The following is a 19,757-nucleotide window of genomic DNA, read 5'->3' on the forward strand; positions in this document are numbered from 1 at the left end:
GGAGTAAAAGAAACCATGAAAAAATATAAAATCGGCTATACAACAGGCGTTTATGATATGTTTCACATCGGCCATCTTAACTTACTGAAAAAAGCGAAAGAACAATGCGAGTATCTTATTGTTGGTGTCACCATCGATGAACTTGTTTCCTACAAAAATAAAGAAGCTATCATCCCCTTCGAAGAGCGGATGGAGATTGTAAGCCAAATCAGCTATGTCGATCAAGTCGTACCACAAAAAAATATGAATAAAATGGAGGCTTATGAGGCGCATCCTTTTGACGTCATGTTTGTCGGAAGCGATTGGCAGGGAAGCGACACGTGGAATCAGTTGGAACAAACATTTGCAGAAGTTGGCGTGGACATTCACTATCTGCCTTACACAAGTGGAACATCCTCCACGGCTCTGCGGTCGGCACTACAACGAATAAACAGTAAGGAGACAGTGAAGTGAAACGCATAGAGTGGCTAGACGTCGCCAAAGGACTAGGTATTTTTCTTGTTGTATGGGGACATTTCTATGCCACTGATAGCGTGAAAATTTGGATTTACGGCTTTCATATGCCACTATTCTTCTTTCTTTCCGGCTACACGTTTCAAGTAAGGCAGAGCAGCTTAGGCACATACATCCGAAAAAAAAGCCGCAACTTACTCGTGCCTTTCTTCGTTTTTCAAGCAATAACAGCGCTGATCATGTTTGGATTCCAATTTATTTACGAAAAAGCACAGTATCCCTTTTCATGGATGGAGTTCTACTTTTTAAACGGAGAAGTCGGTTTTAATAGCCCATTATGGTTTTTAGTCGTCTTATTTGAAGTCGAAATCCTATTTTTCTGTTTTAAAAAATATCTGCCAAAATGGTCGTGGCTTGTGCTTATTACCGTCATCGGTCTAGCAATCCTGAGTACGCTCGATCAAGGCATTCGCTGGCCACTTGGTATTAAAATTATTCCCGTTGCCTTTCTATTTTACTGGGTAGGACTCATAAGCCGAGAACGAAAGCTATTCCAAAGAAAATGGTTCCTATCATGGTGGACGCTCGCTAGCTGTTTTGGCCTCTATGTTCTAACGATGTACGCGAACAACTATAAAATCGTTACTTTACGCAGTATGGATATCGGTCAACCGGTCGTTTTTTTCATTGGCGCATTACTCGGTATTTTCGCGATATGTCTCCTTGCCGTACGTTTGCAACACATACGTATCCTCTCGTTTTATGGGAAAAATAGTCTTGTCATTTTATGCACACATTACTATTTTCTTATTCTATATGCGAACGCCATCCATCTGATAACTGGTCAGCCGGCTATAAGTAGTTATCCAATAAGCATCACGCTTGGTTTGACGATATTCACGTTTTTACTATATGGAGGTATGTTCCTTCTTTTACGAAAGCGAAGCATAGCCCAGTATATTTGGATTAGATAAAAGTTCGAAAAAGTGTCATTAGTGAATTTAAAAGTCGCTTTTGGCCTTTTTTTGTGCTTTCTCTTAATAAATAATAATTTAAGTATGCCAATCTGGACTAGAAGTAAAATAAAGTGATACAATTTCATTAAGAAGAATTCTCTATTTGGAATCTAGTAAAAGGAATGATGAGGATGAACCATTTTTATTTACAAATTATTGCAGATAAGAAAATAAAACGGCAAGTGAGTCTACTTCAACGCATTCATGACGCTGATTATGCTATTACACTAGAAGAAATTTCCGAAGAGTTTCATGTTTCCCAGAAGACATTGGAACGAGATATCCGAGAATTAGAGCAGGCTTTTCCAGAACGAGATTTTTTTTCAATATCGAAGGTACAAGGTTATCGCATCAATGATAAATTGGCGATTGACGATTTATTGATGGTTGTATCTAAGCAGTCACCGCTGTTTCAAATCATTTCGAATGTTTATGAAGAAATATTTTTGTCGATTGATGAATGGGCAGATGAATTATTTTTATCGACATCTACCTTATATCGCTATTTACAGCATTTAAGGGCTTTACTTGCGGAGTTCAAATTAACGTTGACGACGAACCCAGTTGATATACAGGGGAAAGAAGAAAATATCCGCTATTTTTATTACTATTTTTTCTATAACATTAATGATATGTCCATGGAACATCGCCCAAGACAAGAGCAATATGATATCTTTGAAAAAAACTACCTCTTTTTTATGAAAGAGGTGGGGTATGATGTTTATATACAGCATCGTAGTATATTATATTGGATTAAGGTGATTAGTCACCGGATCGAGCAGGGTCATTTTGTTAAGATAGATGAAGCGTTTAAAGCAGAGCAAATGAAAACACCAAGGTACCATTACGTGCATCAGCTGGCAAGAGAAACGTTGGATCCAGAGTTGGATAATGCGATGCCAGAAGATGAAGTCATTTATATTGACCTGTTATTATTAGAGAATTATCTGTATAAAGAAAGAGACGAAATAGTGATGCAGCGCCTTTATGAGTCCAAATCTTGGCACGAAGGGTTGCGTGAATTTGTTGAACTTTTCTTTAGTGATAGTAAAATAGAGAAGCCAGACGAATCTAGCCTAAGTATTTTCATGTTTTATTTGGAGAATGTACTTTTACTATCAAGGCTAACGCCGCTTTTCCAGAGAAATTTTTATGAAATCAACCAGTTTGTGAAGTTAAATCATCCTATTCTTTACGAGCACTGGTTAAATGAACTGGTGACTAGTGATATCCCTGAGATTAAATCGCTGGAATACAAAGAGGATGTGGCTGTTAATTTGGCCATGTTTACCTACTATGTCACGCATCAAAGTTATCAAGCGAAGAAGCATATTTTATTTGCATTGGATGGTAAAAAAGCGTACATGAATTATATGCAGGTCTTTGTCAACGAGTTCATCAGCAAGCATTCAAAAGTAACCTTTATCTCTAATAAGCGGGTTACAAACGAATTGATTCACGAACTTGGCGTTGATATGCTAGTACAAAATTATCGGGACGAGACAGTGATAACGGAGTGCCTTCAGTACCGAACCTCACGCTTACCAAACATGCATGATTGGGAGAGAATTAACAGTTTATTGCTGAATCTGTGAATGGATTTCCCTCAAAACGGGTAGTACTTTAATATGCCCGCAAAAATGAGAGTAGCTATGAAAATCTCTCATAAATTTCATCGAATTCTTATCTTTTTTTGATACAATGCGATCATGATAAAAGGTATATAGAGGCCATTATAAAGCGAAAAGGATCTGTTGAGATGGAAAATAAAACGCAAATTCCGCCAGGCTTAACTTCGGATGAGGTAGCCGCGCGAATAAAAAATGGACAGGTCAATCACGCACTGAAGCCATTGACGCGCAGTGTGTTAGGAATTATACGAGACAATACGTTTACGCTTTTTAATATGATAAATGTGGTCATCGCGAGCTTTATTATTCTCGTTGGAAGCTATCAAAACTTGCTGTTCCTCGGTGTTGCGCTCTGCAATACGGGGATGGGGATTTTCCAGGAAATCAGGGCGAAGCGAAACATCGATAAGCTCACGATTTTGACACAGGCGAAAGTGAAGGTGATGCGCGATGGCACCGTTCACGAGTTGGAGCAAGACGAGCTTGTTCTGGACGATCCGATGGTGCTAAATCGCGAAGATCAGATTTGTGCGGATGGGAGGATTTCGCAGACGGACGGTTTGGAAGTCGATGAATCTCAGTTGACTGGTGAAGCGGAACCCGTGATAAAACGCGCGGGAGATTACGTAATGTCGGGAAGTTATATCGTCAGTGGACAGGCCTACGTGAAGGTTTCGGCTGTCGGAGAACATAGTTTTGTTTCGAAAATTTCGATGGAAGTGAAGCAGGAAAAACGCCCGGACAGCGAACTGATTCGCTCGATTAAGAAAATTATCAAAGTGCTGACTTTTATCATTATTCCAATTGGTCTCGCACTATTTTTCTCGAAATACTTTCAAGGGTTGCCGCTGAAAGAATCGGTACTTGGAACGGCCGCCGCGATGATTGGGATGATTCCAGAAGGGCTTGTACTTTTGACGAGTATCGCGCTTGCAGTCGGAGTTATCAATTTAGCGAAGCAAAAAGTACTCGTGAAATCGATGCCGTGTATTGAGACGTTGGCGCGTGTGGATGTGCTGTGTTTGGATAAAACGGGGACGATTACAGATGGGAAATTGGATGTAACGGATATTGTGCTGAAGCATCCGCGTGTGACATCTTCTCAGATTGATGCGAGTGTTGGCGCCATTGTTGCCTCGCTTTCTGATAATAATGCGACGAGTATCGCGCTTGGAAAACACTTTACGGAGAATCCTGAATGGCAGATTGAAAAACGGATTCCATTTTCCTCAGCACGTAAATGGAGCGGCTGTAGTTTTACGGAAAAAGGCACGTTTTTGATTGGTGCGCCGGAGTTTATTTTCAGAGATTTATCCGCGGAGAATCGGCAGGAATTAGATGACTATGCGAATCAGGGCTTTCGAGTTTTGGCAGTGGCGCATTCGTTGGAAACATTGACAGAAAGCGTTTTGCCGGAGCAATGCGAGTTATTAGCTTTTATTCTGATTGCCGATAATATACGCGCTGAAGCACCGGATACGTTTGCTTTTTTCGCAGCAGAAGGTGTCTCAATCAAGGTTATTTCTGGAGACAATCCAGTGACGGTGTCGAATGTCGCGGTTCGTGCGGGTATCGCAAATGGGGATAAATACATTGATATGAGCGAAGTTGCAGCAGATGCGGATTTGTTACCAATCATTGAAAACTATACCGTTTTTGGTCGTGTGACGCCGCATCAAAAGAAAGATTTAATCAGGACGTATAAAGAAGAGGGCCATACGGTTGCGATGACTGGCGATGGTGTCAACGATGTACTCGCTTTAAAAGAGGCGAACTGTAGCATCGCGATGGCAGAAGGGAGTGACGCTGCACGTAGCGTTTCCGATTTTGTATTGCTATCCAATAATTTTGATTCGATGATTGGTGTCATGCGCGAAGGTCGCCGTGTGGTTAACAATATTGAACGTGTCGCGTCGCTTTATTTGATCAAAACGATGTATTCTACGGTATTGGCGCTGGCGTTTATTTTCTTAGCGGGAGCATACCCATTCCAACCGATTCAACTGAGTCCGATTTCAGCGCTAACAGTCGGTATTCCGTCCTTCTTCTTAGCTTTAAAACCGAACTATGAACGAATCAAAGGGCAATTTTTGCACAAAGTATTGCAAACTTCCGTCCCAGCAGCGACTTGCGTCATTGCGTATATCATGTTGATTTTAGGATTCGGAAATATGCTTGGCTTGAGCTTTGCACAAACGTCTACGATGAACGTGATGCTAACAGGTGCCACATGTTTCGTCGCTCTAATCAGTGTGGGACATCCATTTGGACGTAAAACTAAGGTACTTGTTGTGACCATGATGGCAGCATTCGTTTGCTTATTCCTATTCGGCGGCAAACTATTTTCTCTAGTATCGATTTTCAATTGGCAAATGATGCTGATTTATGTACCGCTACTCGTTTCATGTGGCCCATTGTATTGGTTTTTCCGCCACACGATTATGCGATTTAGCTGGGCTGGCGCAAAAGACTAAATGAACACAGAAAAAAATGGATCGACTCAGAATTTGAGAGTCGATCCATTTTTTATTTTGCGTCAAAAAATTCATTATATAGCGCACGTACTGCTTTTTTCTCCTGATCTTCCTTCACGCCAAACATAATGCTGACCTCGGAAGAACCTTGGTTAATCATCTCAATGTTGACGTGCGCCTCAGACAAAGCCTTCGAAGCTCGCGCGGTTGTTCCGACGTTATGTTTCATCGCTTCTCCAACGACCATCACAAGCGCGATGCCATGTTCAATAATTACCTCATCAGATGCCAGCTCATTTTTCAAACGATCCAAAACAGTGGTTTCGGTTTGACGGTCCATCTGATTTTCTCGCAAAATAATCGTCAAATCATCGATACCAGAAGGCATATGCTCGTAGGTCAAATCGGCGTCTTCAAGAATTTCCAATACTTTACGCCCAAATCCGATCTCGCGGTTCATCAAATATTTCGTAATGTAAATGCTGCAAAAACCGCCATCACTCGCAATCCCAACAACAGGGCCATTCGTGTTTTCGCGACGGTGAATCACGCGCGTACCAGGCAATTCAGGACGATTCGTATTTTTAATTTGCACAGGAATCCCTGCTTGGAAGGCTGGAACGAGCGCTTCATCATGAAACACGGAAAAACCAGCATAAGATAGCTCTCGCATTTCGCGATACGTTAGTTCGACAATCGCATTCGGTTTATGCACGATCGATGGGTTCACCGCATACACAGCATCAACATCTGTGAAATTCTCATAAACTTCGGCCTTCACGCCATTCGCCACAATTGCACCCGTAATATCTGAGCCACTGCGCGAAAACGTGCTGATTTCGCCATCCTTCGTGTAACCGAAAAACCCTGGGAAAACAACGATCCCATCGCGGTCCAACAACTTGTACAAGTTATCATAACTCTCTGGCAAAACCTGCGCATTTCCCGGTTCATCCGTCACAAAAAGTCCAGCATCTTTCGGGTTGACATAGTGCGCCTCGGTGCCTTGACGTCGGAAAAATGCAGCAATCATTTTCGCATTATTATCCTCGCCACTCGCCTTAATCCGGTCCATATAGCGGTCTGGGTTTGTCTTATCTGAATTAAGAAGTTCCGTGAAATCTCGTGTAATTCGCGCCATAACTTCCTCACCAAGCCCAAGCTCGTCTGCAATCGATGCATAGCGGGCAAGGACTGCCTCCTCCAAATCTGACGCCGCTTCACCCAAGAGATGTTTCGCGCCACAATCAATTAATAAATCTGTTACCTTCACATCATCTGCAAAACGCTTACCAGGAGCAGATACAACAACGAACTTTCGCTTTGGATCATCTACCACGATTTTGTATACTTTTTGTAGTTGCGTAGCCGAGGCCAGCGAACTTCCGCCGAATTTAATAACTTTCATTTTTCACACTCCTGATTTAATTCATTTGGCTAAGTATTCTGTTAACATAACTTTTACAAATGCCTAGACCATTATTAGTATCCATTATGAACGTTTTTGCTAGAAAAAACAATATGTTTTTAGAATTATTAAAATTTGTTGATCTGAAAAAGCAGAAGCCACGACAAAAATGACCTCTGCTTACTATTAACTGCGTTGTTCTTTTATCAAACCTTGCCGATACGCGCTAATCAAACATTTCAACTCATCAACTTGCTGTAATAAATCCTTTCCAATATCCGTATCACGAACTAATTTCCGCTCGGTTTCTGTCTCAATCACCTGGCGCGTCGAGAGAATATCGGTTTCTTGCTTGATCGCATCTTCCGTCGAAGTAAACGGTTGATGGGAGACGAGTTGTAAGCCAAAAGAGTTGTACAGAAGCGTATAGCCCGCCAGACCTGTTGTTTTTTGGTAAGCAGGGGAGAAACCGCCATCAATGACTAACATCTTGCCACCCGCCTTAATCGGACTCTCGCCCTTACCTTCTTTGACTGGCGTGTGGCCGTTAATAATATGACCGCTCGGATCTAAATCGAATTCGATCAAAATCTGATGGCAAATCTCTTCCTCATTCCGCAGTTTATAATACGCATTCTTTTTCTCAACATGCGTCTCCTTATCCTCCACAAAATAACGCTCAAACGTCGTCATTTCACTTTTTCCAAATAGGGAAGAGGTGGCGCCGGTCCATAAATACCAAACGATATCGAGAGCGTATTTTTTCTCTGGGGTGCCGCTTGTTCTAAAATAACCTTCCCGCGCGATTTGTTCAAACTGTTCTAGCAGCGCGCGCCCAGCATATTTTTGTCCTTTCAATGTCATTTCCATAAAACTACCATCTTCGTTCAATGGGATGCAGCCGTGATATAGCAGATTCCCGTTATACGTGAGTACCATGCTTCCTTTAGAATAAAGAAACGAAACGTGACGTTGCAATTTTTCACAATTTTTAAAGGAAAAAACAAGTTTATCGATCAGTTCATGTTCTGCTTTTGTAAGGGCATACGGATCAGCGGGATCAATCGTTGGGAAATGGGTGTCTTTGAGCGGATATGTTTTGCCTTTAATCGTCACTGTCCCAGCGCTATAATCGATCATATTAAGCAGCAAACGGTGGTTCATTTCAAACTCAGGATGACGCGCAATGATCTCGCCTTCTAGCTTAAACTGAATCACTGCAATCGCTTTATGCATTCGCGCAATCTGATTAATCTCGGTCTTACTTTGCTCGGTGATCGCCGTTTTCTGTGGTAAAAAGTCGGTACAAGGGTCCTCGCCGTAGTTCTCCTCAGCAAAAAGAGCAAGCGGTCGAATCGAGATGCCGTAGCTGTCCTCGATGATATCTAGATTCAAATATCGACTCGAAATCCGCAGCACATTCGCCAAACAAACGCGCGATCCACTTGCAGCACCCATCCAGAGCATATCGTGATTGCCCCACTGAAAATCGAGGGAGTGGTAGCTCATCAAAGAATCCATGATTTTATCAGGATAAGGTCCGCGGTCGTAAACGTCACCAACAATATGTAAATGATCGACAACAAGGCGCTGAATCAGCCTGGCGAGAGCACCAATGAACTCAGCGGCACGGTCAAGCGAAATAATACTCGTGATAATTTCCTGATAATAGAGCGATTTATCCATCACGAGATGATTTTCGTGCAACAATTCTTGTAATATATATTCAAAATCGGCGGGCATTGCTTTGCGGACCTTTGAGCGGGTATACTTAGAGGAGACATGGACGCAGAGTTCGATTAATTGGACTAATGTGTTGCGATACCAAAAATCCAAATTTTCCGTCGTTTCAAGGATAATGTCTAATTTTTGTTCGGGATAATAGATGAGTGTTGCCAAACTATTGATCTCGGCATCCGTTAAGCGATCGCCAAAAACATCATGAATTTTGCGCTTGACGACACCGGAACCGTTGCGGAGTACCTGCTCAAAAGCCTCATATTCGCCGTGCAGATCGCTTAGAAAATGCTCGGTACCTTTAGGCAAATTGAGAATAGCTTCTAAATTAATGATTTCTGTGGCGGTGCTTGCGATAGTAGGGTAATTACGAGACAACAAACTTAAATACTTGAATTGGTCTGCTTGCATAAATATAATTCCTCCCTTTGTAAAAGCCAGATATTATTAATTGGTATAGTTCATTATAGTGAATAAAGGCAAGAATCGCAAGGCAGATGATTCGAATTTTAAATAATGGTTATGTACTATAGTAGAAAGTGAGTTTAGAGAGGATGCGAAAATGATGACAGTTATTATCGGAATTTCGGGAACACGTCGTAGTATGGAGTTTCCACAAAATATATTTGAAGCGAGGGCAACGGTGAATGACACGTATGTGAAAGCAATTGCCGAGGCGGGAGGCGCGCCGATTATTTTGCCAGTCACAGAGAATGGTTATGCAAAAGAAATTGTCGAGCGGATTGATGGACTTGTACTCACAGGAGGCGATGATATTTCGCCATTTTTATATGGGGAGGAACCATTAGCCCAGCTTAGCGCCACATTGCCAGAACGCGATTTTTATGAAATGGCGCTTTTAAAAGAGACGCTTGCTCAAAATAAGCCGGTATTAGCGATTTGTCGAGGAGTGCAACTGATGAACGTGGCATTTGGTGGTACGCTGTATCAAGATATCAGTTATGCGCCAGATATTGAGCGCCAACATTTACAACGCACAGATCCAGAATTCCCGATTCACTCGATCACGACAAAAGAAGATTCTGAGTTGCGTGCTATTTTTGGTGAGAAAACAATGGTAAATTCGCTACATCATCAAGTTATTCGACACATTGCTGATGAATTTCATGCTACTGCTTGGGCGTCGGACGGTGTGATTGAAGGCTTGGAACGAGAAGGGGATCTTTTTGTTGTAGGCGTGCAGTGGCATCCAGAAATCATGGTGAAACAGAGTGCTGAAATGTGTACGTTATTCCGAACTTTTGTACAAAAAGTGGAAGAGAACAGAGGATAAGTATTCTTATCTAAGCCTAAGTTTTGCTGTAAATAAAACGCTAGACGAGGATATCTACGTGATACTTATGGATGAATATTTGTCTAATTTCTGGTACAATAGAGAACACACGATAGGAGTGGAAGTAGTTGATAGATTTTATTAAGAAATGGTCAGATCGGACACCAAGAATATTGCGAGCAGCGCTAAATGTGGCTTTAATCTTGGTCGCACTAACACTTGTTATCTCTATGTTTAAAGAAATTTGGGAGATTTTCCATAGCGTTTTCTATGATACAACGGAGAATTTTTATACGGTTACAGAAGAAATTTTAGTTTTCTTTCTTTATTTTGAGTTTTTAGCCCTGATTATTAAATATTTTGAGATGGAGTATCATTTTCCGTTACGTTATTTTATTTATATTGGAATTACGGCGATTGTTCGTTACATCATCATTGATCACGAGAGTGCTACGTCCACACTATTACTATCCGGCGCGATTTTAGTACTCATCGTCTCGCTTTTTGTCGCTAATACGAAGACGCTTCGGCGTGATACGAATTAGTTTTAGGAGGGATTGGGAATGAAAATACTAGTCGTTGGAGCAACAGGAACCATTGGAAAAGCGGTGGTTGCCAAGTTGGAAAAAGAGCATACCGTGATTACAGCAAGCCGAAAAAATGCGGATGTGACGCTGGATATGACATCCGTTGCAAGTATTCAGAAGATGTATGAAGAAATAGGCAAAATAGATGCGCTGGCTGTTGCGGCAGGTTCAGCGTATTTCGGCCCACTTGAAACGATGACACCAGAAGAAAATAAGCAATCAATCGATGGTAAACTAGCTGGTCAAATGAACTTAGTTTTGCTAGGTTTAAACCATTTGAATGATGGCGGGAGTTTCACGCTTATTACGGGAATTATGATGGATGATCCGATCAAACAAGGTGCTTCTGCAGCCATGGTTAATGGTGGTATTCGTGCTTTCGTCAAGTCGGCTGCGATTGAAATGCCTCGTTCGATTCGGATCAATAGTGTGAGTCCAAACGTAGTACAAGAATCCTGGGATAAGTTTGCCGATTTCTTCGTTGGCTTTAACCCAGTTCCTGTTGAAAAAGTCGCCCAAGCATTTGTCAAAAGCATTTTAGGCGGACAAACTGGTCAGAATTATGAAGTGTATTAGTAGGGGGAATTAGAAAATGGATTTAGTTAGAGGTAAACACGGGTTTGACGTGATACATGAGAATGGTAATTGGCAGTTAAATCGGGATACTGGTTTTTCCCCAACACAAGCAACCGTTGCGGCTGTAGCAGCTTGCAGTGGTTATGTTTATGATTCAATCTTAGAAAAGAAACGCATTGATTATACGATTGAAAATATTCATGTCACGTTTGAACAAGATCAAGAAGCAGTGATTCACGTTTTAAAGAAAATCGAAGTAACCTTCACCTTAAAAGTAGCGGATGCAGATCAAATAAAGGCTGAAAAAGCACTTCATCTTGTGAAGAAATCGTGTCCTGTTGCGATGTCCTTAGATCCGAAAATTGAAATTATCGAGAAAGTTATCTTTTCATAAAATGGGCGCAAGGATGAGATAAAATCAAACCATAGGCCTAGGCAATTTGCGCAACATTGTAGCATAATGGAATTAGATAAGCTCTTTGTGACGGAAACGTTGAAAAATAAAATGATTTTTTGGTGTAATTTTTGTTATAATATAAGGATGAATGATAAGCGCTTGAAATAAAAAGCTTTGGTAAAGGCACGATGATCTAGAATCATGGTGTGGAGGGAAGGCGAAAACAGTGAACATTGGCATTTTTACAGATACTTTTTTTCCGCAGATTAGCGGTGTAGCAACATCAATTAAGACGATGGAAAAAGAGTTAACCAAACGAGGACATAACGTATATATATTTACGACCTCAGATCCACAGGCTGACTTGGAAGCGGAGCAAGGCAAAGTATTCCGTTTTTCAAGCTTTCCGTTTGTGTTTTTTCCTGAGCGACGAATTGCGATTGCTGGAACGCAAAAAATCGCCCATCTGATCAAACGTTTAGAAATTGATGTGATCCATACGCATACTGAATTTTCCATGGGGCTACTCGGGAAAAAAATGGCGAAGAAATTTCATCTTCCTGTTTTGCACACGTATCACACGATGTACGAGGATTATTTGCATTATATTGGTAAGGGGAAACTTATCGGACAGGGCGTTGTACAGCGACTAAGTCGTGCTTTTTGTGATTCGATGGATACCGTTATTGTTCCCACAGAAAAAGTACAGATGTCACTCAGAAGTTATGGTGTGACCAATCCGATTCGAGTGATTCCAACTGGAACGGAATTCAGATCATTCCAACCAGGTCGTTTTGATAAGGATGGTTTGTCGCAGTTGAAAACTGATTTAGGCATTTCACCTGAGGATAAGGTTGTCGTATCCATTGGGCGCGTGGCTCAAGAAAAAGGCATCGATATTATCGTGAAAGCTTTTCCGAGTGTTGTGGAGCGGTTACCGAATGCGAAATTGCTGATTGTTGGTGATGGTCCTTCTAGAAAAGAACTGGAAGAGTTAGCATTTACGGAGGATATTTCAAAATCAGTCATTTTTGCAGGTGAGCAAGATTGGGAGACAATTGGTCGTTATTATCAATTGGGCGATGTGTTCGTGAGCGCTTCAACCTCTGAAACGCAAGGTATGACATATATCGAAGCAATGGCTTCTGGGATTCCTGTCATTGCAAAAACTGATCGCAGTAACGAAAATCTGATTTTAGACCGGAAAACGGGTCGCAGTTTTAAAGAAGATTGGCAATTACCAGCGATGTTACAAGAAACGCTTATGCAACCAGAAGTAGCAGAACAATTAGTAGCAAATGCACTAGAACATATTCAACATTTTTCAGCGGAACAATTTGGTACGAACATTGAACAATTGTACATGGAAATGTGCGAGGAATATGGTTGGGTTAATGGAGAAAGAACGTATGAACCGCTCGATCAGTATACGGTTAGCAATTATGTGTTAAGTATTCCAGCGGCAGTCCTTCAAAAACGTGAGAAGAAAGTGAGAAAATACCATGAATAGAATTACGATGCTATCCTCTGCGGAAACAGTAAAAGGACAGGGGGTAGCTTCTGCTTATCGAGAATTAGTTAATTTAATGACAACACACCATGCGGATAAGTATGATGTCGCTATTAATACATATCGCAAATCTGAGATCACGCATTATCACACGATTGACTTCCCGTTTTTTTTATCAACATTTGCAAAGAAAAAGCGTGGTGTAATGGTCGGCTATGTGCATTTTTTGCCGGAGACTTTAGATGAGAGTTTAAAGCTTCCTTGGATTGCGAAAAAAGTTTTTTATAAGTACGTCATCTTGTTTTACAAACGGATGGATATATTGGTCGTCGTGAATCCATCGTTTATTCCAGAACTAGTGGCATACGGGATTCCAGAAGAGAAGATTAAATACATTCCTAATTTCGTATCTGCAAACACGTTCTATCCAATGGCGGATTCGGAAAAGAAAGAGCTTCGCGCAGCACATGGCATTGCAGAAGATGCTTTTGTCGCGATTGGTGTTGGGCAAGTGCAACATCGTAAAGGTGTGCTTGATTTTATCGAAGTCGCAAAACAGTTACCCGAGATGCAATTCATTTGGGCTGGCGGTTTCTCGTTCGGAAAAATTACGGCGGGGTATAAAGAGTTGAAGGAAATTTACGATAATCCTCCTGCAAATGTAAAGTTCCCAGGTATTATCGAACGTGCGGACATGAACGCGTACTACAATATGGCGGACGTCCTTTTCTTACCATCCTTTAATGAGCTGTTTCCAATGGCCATTTTAGAAGGTATGAGTAGTGGGCTTTCGGTGTTGTTGCGCGATTTAGAACTTTACGAGGGAATCCTTGCTGGCAATTATATCTCGGCACCTGACGTTCCTGGTTTTAAAGCGCAATTGGAACGTATGATGACAGATAAAGCCTATTTAGAAGAAGCAAAAAATGGTGCTAAAAAAGGTGCAGCTTACTATTCAGAAGCCAGACTAACAGGAATATGGCAGGAATTTTATGATGGGCTTTTGAAAGGATAGAGGTTGATGGGGAAAAATACGAGCCGGCATGTAATCAGCATTTTACTTGTCGTTGCGATTAGTGTTGGTTTTATTTATTTTCAATTCCGCAATGTGAACTGGAGTATGGTTTTCGATGTTTTAAAAAATGTGAATCTAGTCTATATCGGGATCGCCTGCTTAGCTATGTTCTTGTATTGGTGGCTGGAAGCAGTTGTGTTGCAGCGTTTTGGCAAGCAAGCGGATCCTGCATTGAAGCTTCGGACTTCGTTTCGGATCACGATGATTGGGCAGTTTTTTAATTCGGTAACGCCATTTGCGAGTGGTGGACAGCCAGCGCAACTCTATTTATTGACGCGACGTAAAATTGATATTGGCCTTGCTAGCTCCGTTTTACTCATCAAGTTTATTATTTATCAAGCTGTTATTGTCGGAACCTTCATTTTCTTTCTGATTGTCGGCTTCCCGTTACTTGGACACACAACATTTGAAATTAAATACTTAATTTTGATTGGTTTTGTGATTAATTTGGGAGTGATTGTCGCTCTAATGACTGTCGCAAGAAGTGAACGCGTGGCTTCGGCGATTGTGCATTTTCTTTTGAAGCCAGCACTTTTATTCGTTAAAAAGGAAAAGCGTGAAGGCATCCGTGAAAGTGCAGCGGATAAGATTAAGTCGTTTCATGAGGAAAGTGTGCGTTTTAGTGGGAACAAGCGATTAATTTGGGAATGTGTCGGGTACACGATTGTACAGTTAGTGTTTTATTTAAGTATTCCTTATTTTGTATTGCTCAGTATGGGCGTGACCGATGTTGGCTTAATGACGGTGATGACATATCATGCGTTTGTGATGAAGCTGTCGTCCTCGATTCCAACGCCTGGTGGTAGCGGTGGCGCGGAATATAGCTTTACGTCGTTCTTTGGAATGGTGCTTAGTCCTGATAAATTAGTGATAGGACTTATATTATGGCGTTTGATTACGTATTATAGCTGTACGATTTTTGGAGCAATTGCGATGATTCCATTTGGACGTCGAGCAAAAAATAGACGAAAAAAGAGTCTGGGACAAAACGCGAGATAAAGCAAAAACGCCCTTCTCATTACTTCGGGTAGGACGAAAAATTTTGCTTTACACAAATCGAGCGAAAGCGTTTGTATTCAGGGAGTTTGGTGGAAGCCGGAAGCGGAGTGTACGACTGTACATGAGAACCGGAAGTCCGCCAAACTCCCTGAATACGAACGCTTGCCGCCGATTTATCGGGGTTATGTCCTAGACCCTTTATAGGCTTATGAGGTAGTAAAGTAATCGGATTGCCATCTAGCGATTAGGTTTCGACTATCGTCGGTGGATAGCGATTTATAACCGATAATATGTTCTTTTGCTATTTCTAAGCTTTCAAAATGATCGATCAATCGTTGAGCCGTATTATTGATGTGAACGTCTCCGAGTGTGATGGATTGTTTTTTTTCGTCTTCTAGTAATTTTGAACCTACGATATAGCCTGCCGCTGTGATTAGTAGCATATTGGTGGGATTCATATTTCTTCACTTCCTTTTAAATTTTTAGTTGAATGTGTTGAAAAATCTCTTTTGGAAAAGAACATGTAGACGAAGATACAAGCTAAGGCGATGATTCCGGCAATGATGTAGAGGCCTTGGAAGGATAAAACGTGATGGATTTCGCCCATGATGTAGGGACCGATACCTAGACCCAAGTCGAGTCCAATAAAATAGGTGGATAAGCCGATACCGATTCTGTGTGGTTCGCAAACTTTCAAACTGACAGCTTGCCCGTTCGACATAAAGGTGCCGTAACCCAAGCCGATTAAGCCACCCGAGAGAAGTAAGACAAAGCTAGTGGAGGCGGTACTTAAAACAAATAGTCCCACGGCTAAGAAGATATAGCTAGGATACATAACAAATTTCTCGCCTTTAACGTCGAATATTTTGCCAGACATCGGTCTTGTGAAGGTGATGACTAGAGCGTAAACAACGAAGAAAAAGGTACTAGCGCTGACGAGATCGATGGCTCTTGCGTAAGATGCAAGGAACGTTAAGACGGTGGAATAAGAAATGCCCATTAGAAACGCGACAAAAGCAATCGGAAGTACTTTAAATTCAACAAAGCTTGATAATGTCCACGTTTTTAGTGCTTTTCGATGTTCGTCGGTTAACACGATATTTTTTACAGGGAGATAGAAGCAAAGGATGGCTGTTAGGAATACGATGATGGTGGAAAAGAGAATGATTGTATAAAAACTTGTTGTGCTGAGTAAAATCATGCCGATAAATGGGCCAATTGCTGCCGCTAAACTAGTGCTAAGCCCATAATAATTAATACCTTCACCATTTCTTGATTTAGGAATATAGGACGTGACGATCGCGTTTGTGGCAGTGGATGTCGTTCCGTAAGCAAAGCCATTTAAAAAACGAATGAGGAACATGATGGAGATAGAGGGCATATATATGTAAGCCATCGTTGTAACTAAGAAGAAGAGGATGCCGTACCTCAGAACGCGCTTCCGGCCTATCAGTTCTAATTTTTTGCCCATGTAAAGTCTGGCAAGTAGAGTGCCGATGATGTATATACCAGACGCGAAACCAGCCTCGCCAAGTGAAGCGTTCAATTCTTCTTGGGCAATGACGGCGATGATAACCATTAGTAAATAGTAAACGAGGTAGACGACGAAGTTAATGAGTGTTATTAAAACAAAGCCTTTATTAAATAATTTTTCTTTCATAGGTTAATGTCCCTTTCTGGTTATAAGTTGTACTTGGAGGCTTTTTGTGATGCAAGTTGAAAAAAATGACCTCCGCAACAAGGATTATTATAGGGCTTTTCGTAGCGTATTACTTTTTAATTTGGTAATCTAGTATGATATATACAAAAATGTATAACATATGTTGAAAAGAAACGCGGGATAATTTTGTATGATGGATATAAATAAGCGGGAATTGCAAAAAATGGGGGTTAAAAAAATGAATCATGATATTCTTGGTGAGTATGTAAGTAGCCATGATTTTCCGGTTATTACGAGGGGAAAGCGCAAGTATTTAACCTACGAGGGATTGGAAGATTCGTATGTGTATATACTGAAAAATGGGATTATCAAGACAAGTATTATTTCTAGGGATGGTAGGGAATTTAATCTAGCTTATATTAATAAAATGGACATTGTTTCACTACTGAAAGATGAGTACTCTCAGTTTGCGAACGCGCCTTTTAATATTCGTGTGGAATCAGAGCGTGCGGAATTATATCGGATTGATCGGGTTCAGTTTTGGAAAGATGTGAATACGAACGCTGATTTACAATTTTATGTGAAAGATTATTACCGGACGCGGCTTTTGGAGTCTATCAAGAAAATGCAGCAAATGTTGATGAATGGTAAGCTGGGAGCTATTTGTACGCAGCTCTATGAGTTATATAAATTGTTTGGTGTGGAGATGGAGCCGGACCAATTTCTGATTGATTTTTTAGTGAGTAATGAGGAAATTGGTCATTTTTGTGGTATTAATTCGGCGAGTAGTGTGAACCGTATTTTTCAGCAGTTGAAGGCGGAGGGGGTTATCATGATGCGCAAACGTTATATTATTATTAAGAAGTTAGATGTGATTCAGGAGAATGTGATTTTTTAATGGAATATGTCTTGTGGAAAGTTCTTGTGTGTAGCAGGAACTTTTTTTAATTGAGAATCAATCTCAACTAGGCACGAACGATTTTGTTTGTTATAATAGAATTTCCGTGACAGAAAGGGGAGGTAAGAAGATGTTAAAGAGATTTTTTAGTTATTACAAGCCTTATAAGCTTTTATTCATAATTGATTTTGGTTGTGCGGTTATTGCGGCGCTTTTAGAGTTGGCGTTTCCGGTAGCTGTGAATCAGGTAATTGATAAATTGTTGCCGAATAAGGATTGGGGTTTGATCGTGACAGCGGCTTTGGCGTTGTTATTTTTCTATTTTTTGAATATGTTTATGCAGTATATTGTGACGTATTGGGGGCATATGTTGGGGTTGAATATTGAGACGGATATGCGCCGGGATTTGTTTGCGCATTTGCAGAAGCAGCCGTTTGAGTATTATGATAATCAGAAGACGGGGAAATTGATGTCGCGGATGACGACGGATTTGTTTGAGATTGGAGAGGTCGCGCATCATGGACCGGAGGATATTTTCATTTCGATTATGTCGCTTGTTGGTGCGTTCTTGTTGATGATGACGATCAATGTGAAGCTCGCGGTGATGACGGTGGTGCTCGTGCCGATTTTAGGTGTCTTGATTATTTTATTTAATAAAAAAATGACGGGTGTTAATACGCAGATTTTTAAGGATTTGGGTAGTTTTAATGCGGGCGTGGAGAATGCGATTAGTGGTGTCCGTGTTGTTCAAGCGTTTGCGAATGAGGGGTTTGAGCGGGAGCGTTTTGGGTTACTCAATCAGACGTACCGCAAGTCGAAATTGACGTTTTACAAGGTGATGGGATTTAGTTTTTCGTTTAATTACTTTTTGATGCGTCTAATTACGTTGTTTGCACTCTTTTTTGGTTCGTATTTCGTCATCAATGATGGTATTACATATGGGCAGTTTGTGAGTTTTATTTTGCTGACGAATGTGTTTATGCGCCCTATTGAGAAGATTAATTCGGTGATTGAGAGTTATCCGAAGGGCATCGCTGGGTTTAAGCGCTTTATTGAGGTGATTGACACGGAGCCTTCGATTGTGGATAAGCTAGGCGCTGTCGATGTGACGGATTTGCGCGGAGATATTGCGTATAACAATGTTTCTTTTCAATATGATTCTGGGAAAAAAGTGCTCGATGAGATTAATTTGAGCGTGAAGGCTGGTGAGACGATTGCTTTTGTTGGACCATCTGGCGCTGGGAAAACGACGATTTGTAATTTGTTGCCGCGATTTTATGATGTAACGGATGGCGAAATCACTGTTGACGGTAGGAATATAAAGGAGATGACGCTTGCTTCCTTACGGGCGCAGATTGGTGTTGTGCAGCAGGATGTATTCTTATTTTCGGGAACTATTCGGGAAAATATTGCGTATGGAAAATTGGACGCGACGGATGATGAGATTCTGTATGTTGTCAAACTGGCGCATTTGGAGAAAGTCGTAAATGAAATGCCAGATGGTTTGGACACGATTATCGGGGAACGTGGTGTGAAACTTTCTGGTGGTCAGAAACAGCGGCTGGCTATTGCTCGGATGTTCTTGAAAAATCCGCCAATCTTGATTTTGGATGAGGCAACATCAGCGCTTGATACGGAGACGGAACTAGTGATTCAGCAGTCACTGGATGAGCTGGCGAAGGGACGGACAACGTTGATTATTGCGCATCGATTGGCAACGATTAAGCATGCGGACCGGATTATTGTTGTGAATGAGTCGGGAATTGCAGAGCAAGGAACACACGCGGAATTGCTTGCAAGACGCGGGGCGTATCGTAATTTGCACGATGCTCAGTTTGCCAGAAATGAATAGGATTGTGAGAAGAAATCTGTTTGTTGGGTTTCTTCTTTTTTTGTGTATTAAAAAGGGAAACAATTCCAAATTAAGAGGAATAACAATTATATAAGAAAATTTATTTTAAAAAGAATAAAAAACATTTATGTCTGATTTGGCGCGATTTAATTAGCCTTTTCCATCCAAATGTACCATTATTCCCCTATTT

At 41.1% G+C, this 19,757-nt stretch carries 17 protein-coding genes; 13 read left to right on the top strand and 4 right to left on the bottom strand.

Annotated elements, in window-relative coordinates:
- Positions 1-15 precede the first annotated feature (15 nt).
- The 4 genes from UE46_RS04670 (at position 16) to UE46_RS04685 (ending at position 5,574) form a co-directional block, all read left to right on the top strand.
- Positions 16-453 carry an FAD synthase family protein gene (locus tag UE46_RS04670; protein ID WP_118907440.1) on the top strand — a complete coding sequence of 146 codons (438 nt, stop codon included), beginning with the start codon at positions 16-18 and terminating at the stop codon, positions 451-453.
- Positions 450-1,427 carry an acyltransferase family protein gene (locus UE46_RS04675; RefSeq protein WP_118907441.1) on the top strand — a complete coding sequence of 326 codons (978 nt, stop codon included), beginning with the start codon at positions 450-452 and terminating at the stop codon, positions 1,425-1,427. The genes UE46_RS04670 and UE46_RS04675 overlap by 4 nt, the downstream gene beginning before the upstream one ends.
- A gap of 173 nt (positions 1,428-1,600) precedes the next feature.
- The gene (locus UE46_RS04680) at positions 1,601-3,064 is read left to right on the top strand and encodes a helix-turn-helix domain-containing protein (protein WP_185426801.1); all 1,464 of its coding nucleotides are present in this window, start codon (positions 1,601-1,603) and stop codon (positions 3,062-3,064) included.
- Between the two features lie 164 nt (positions 3,065-3,228).
- On the top strand, positions 3,229-5,574 hold the full coding sequence (locus tag UE46_RS04685) for a cation-translocating P-type ATPase (RefSeq protein WP_036063266.1): 2,346 nt from the start codon (positions 3,229-3,231) through the stop codon (positions 5,572-5,574).
- 52 nt (positions 5,575-5,626) lie between these two features.
- Here the strand turns inward: UE46_RS04685 and UE46_RS04690 are convergent, their stop codons facing one another.
- Both UE46_RS04690 and UE46_RS04695 read right to left on the bottom strand, forming a co-directional pair.
- Complete coding sequence (locus UE46_RS04690) at positions 5,627-6,982, bottom strand: aspartate kinase (RefSeq protein WP_036063263.1); 1,356 nt, start codon at positions 6,980-6,982, stop codon at positions 5,627-5,629.
- 186 nt (positions 6,983-7,168) lie between these two features.
- Positions 7,169-9,130 (bottom strand): fructose-bisphosphatase class III, encoded by a 1,962-nt coding sequence (locus UE46_RS04695; RefSeq protein WP_036063261.1) that lies wholly within the window; start codon positions 9,128-9,130, stop codon positions 7,169-7,171.
- A 151-nt stretch (positions 9,131-9,281) separates the two neighbouring features.
- On the opposite strand from UE46_RS04695, the gene UE46_RS04700 reads away from it, so the two are divergent.
- The 7 genes from UE46_RS04700 to UE46_RS04730 all read left to right on the top strand — a co-directional run bounded on the left by UE46_RS04700 (position 9,282) and on the right by UE46_RS04730 (position 15,157).
- Positions 9,282-10,013, top strand: a complete 732-nt coding sequence (locus UE46_RS04700) for a gamma-glutamyl-gamma-aminobutyrate hydrolase family protein (RefSeq protein ID WP_051493074.1) — start codon at positions 9,282-9,284, stop codon at positions 10,011-10,013.
- Positions 10,014-10,144: 131 nt separating this feature from the next.
- Positions 10,145-10,558, top strand: a complete 414-nt coding sequence (gene psiE, locus UE46_RS04705; protein WP_036063315.1) for a phosphate-starvation-inducible protein PsiE — start codon at positions 10,145-10,147, stop codon at positions 10,556-10,558.
- 18 nt (positions 10,559-10,576) lie between these two features.
- A complete protein-coding gene (locus tag UE46_RS04710) occupies positions 10,577-11,176 on the top strand; it encodes a short chain dehydrogenase (RefSeq protein WP_036063259.1) in 600 nt (199 codons plus the stop codon).
- A gap of 16 nt (positions 11,177-11,192) precedes the next feature.
- Complete coding sequence (locus tag UE46_RS04715) at positions 11,193-11,570, top strand: OsmC family protein (protein ID WP_036063258.1); 378 nt, start codon at positions 11,193-11,195, stop codon at positions 11,568-11,570.
- 229 nt (positions 11,571-11,799) lie between these two features.
- On the top strand, positions 11,800-13,083 hold the full coding sequence (locus UE46_RS04720; RefSeq protein ID WP_118907443.1) for a glycosyltransferase family 4 protein: 1,284 nt from the start codon (positions 11,800-11,802) through the stop codon (positions 13,081-13,083).
- A complete protein-coding gene (locus UE46_RS04725) occupies positions 13,076-14,098 on the top strand; it encodes a glycosyltransferase family 4 protein (protein WP_118907444.1) in 1,023 nt (340 codons plus the stop codon). The genes UE46_RS04720 and UE46_RS04725 overlap by 8 nt, the downstream gene beginning before the upstream one ends.
- A 6-nt stretch (positions 14,099-14,104) precedes the next feature.
- Positions 14,105-15,157, top strand: coding sequence for a lysylphosphatidylglycerol synthase transmembrane domain-containing protein (locus UE46_RS04730; protein ID WP_036063256.1), 1,053 nt, complete (start codon positions 14,105-14,107; stop codon positions 15,155-15,157).
- Between the two features lie 206 nt (positions 15,158-15,363).
- Here the strand turns inward: UE46_RS04730 and UE46_RS04735 are convergent, their stop codons facing one another.
- Both UE46_RS04735 and UE46_RS04740 read right to left on the bottom strand, forming a co-directional pair.
- Complete coding sequence (locus tag UE46_RS04735; protein WP_036058443.1) at positions 15,364-15,615, bottom strand: hypothetical protein; 252 nt, start codon at positions 15,613-15,615, stop codon at positions 15,364-15,366.
- Positions 15,612-16,817 (bottom strand): MFS transporter, encoded by a 1,206-nt coding sequence (locus UE46_RS04740; protein ID WP_118907445.1) that lies wholly within the window; start codon positions 16,815-16,817, stop codon positions 15,612-15,614. Before UE46_RS04740 ends, UE46_RS04735 begins: the two co-directional genes overlap by 4 nt.
- A gap of 238 nt (positions 16,818-17,055) precedes the next feature.
- Between UE46_RS04740 and UE46_RS04745 the strand changes: the two genes are divergently transcribed.
- Positions 17,056-17,715, top strand: a complete 660-nt coding sequence (locus UE46_RS04745) for a Crp/Fnr family transcriptional regulator (protein WP_036058445.1) — start codon at positions 17,056-17,058, stop codon at positions 17,713-17,715.
- Positions 17,716-17,845: 130 nt separating this feature from the next.
- Positions 17,846-19,567, top strand: coding sequence for an ABC transporter ATP-binding protein (locus tag UE46_RS04750; protein ID WP_036058449.1), 1,722 nt, complete (start codon positions 17,846-17,848; stop codon positions 19,565-19,567).
- Positions 19,568-19,757 lie beyond the last annotated feature (190 nt).

It is taken from the genome of Listeria weihenstephanensis, from assembly GCF_003534205.1.
Classification (GTDB): Bacteria; Bacillota; Bacilli; order Lactobacillales; family Listeriaceae; genus Listeria_A; species Listeria_A weihenstephanensis.

What these genes read in the sequence shown, in the direction of transcription:
- UE46_RS04670 (WP_118907440.1), top strand. Translation starts at nt 16, where the DNA reads ATGAAAAAATATAAAATCGGCTATACAACAGGCGTTTATGATATGTTT.
- UE46_RS04680 (WP_185426801.1), top strand. Translation starts at nt 1,601, where the DNA reads ATGAACCATTTTTATTTACAAATTATTGCAGATAAGAAAATAAAACGG.
- UE46_RS04685 (WP_036063266.1), top strand. Translation starts at nt 3,229, where the DNA reads ATGGAAAATAAAACGCAAATTCCGCCAGGCTTAACTTCGGATGAGGTA.
- UE46_RS04690 (WP_036063263.1), bottom strand. Translation starts at nt 6,982, where the DNA reads ATGAAAGTTATTAAATTCGGCGGAAGTTCGCTGGCCTCGGCTACGCAA.
- UE46_RS04695 (WP_036063261.1), bottom strand. Translation starts at nt 9,130, where the DNA reads ATGCAAGCAGACCAATTCAAGTATTTAAGTTTGTTGTCTCGTAATTAC.
- UE46_RS04700 (WP_051493074.1), top strand. Translation starts at nt 9,282, where the DNA reads ATGATGACAGTTATTATCGGAATTTCGGGAACACGTCGTAGTATGGAG.
- UE46_RS04710 (WP_036063259.1), top strand. Translation starts at nt 10,577, where the DNA reads ATGAAAATACTAGTCGTTGGAGCAACAGGAACCATTGGAAAAGCGGTG.
- UE46_RS04715 (WP_036063258.1), top strand. Translation starts at nt 11,193, where the DNA reads ATGGATTTAGTTAGAGGTAAACACGGGTTTGACGTGATACATGAGAAT.
- UE46_RS04725 (WP_118907444.1), top strand. Translation starts at nt 13,076, where the DNA reads ATGAATAGAATTACGATGCTATCCTCTGCGGAAACAGTAAAAGGACAG.
- UE46_RS04730 (WP_036063256.1), top strand. Translation starts at nt 14,105, where the DNA reads ATGGGGAAAAATACGAGCCGGCATGTAATCAGCATTTTACTTGTCGTT.
- UE46_RS04735 (WP_036058443.1), bottom strand. Translation starts at nt 15,615, where the DNA reads ATGAATCCCACCAATATGCTACTAATCACAGCGGCAGGCTATATCGTA.
- UE46_RS04740 (WP_118907445.1), bottom strand. Translation starts at nt 16,817, where the DNA reads ATGAAAGAAAAATTATTTAATAAAGGCTTTGTTTTAATAACACTCATT.
- UE46_RS04745 (WP_036058445.1), top strand. Translation starts at nt 17,056, where the DNA reads ATGAATCATGATATTCTTGGTGAGTATGTAAGTAGCCATGATTTTCCG.
- UE46_RS04750 (WP_036058449.1), top strand. Translation starts at nt 17,846, where the DNA reads ATGTTAAAGAGATTTTTTAGTTATTACAAGCCTTATAAGCTTTTATTC.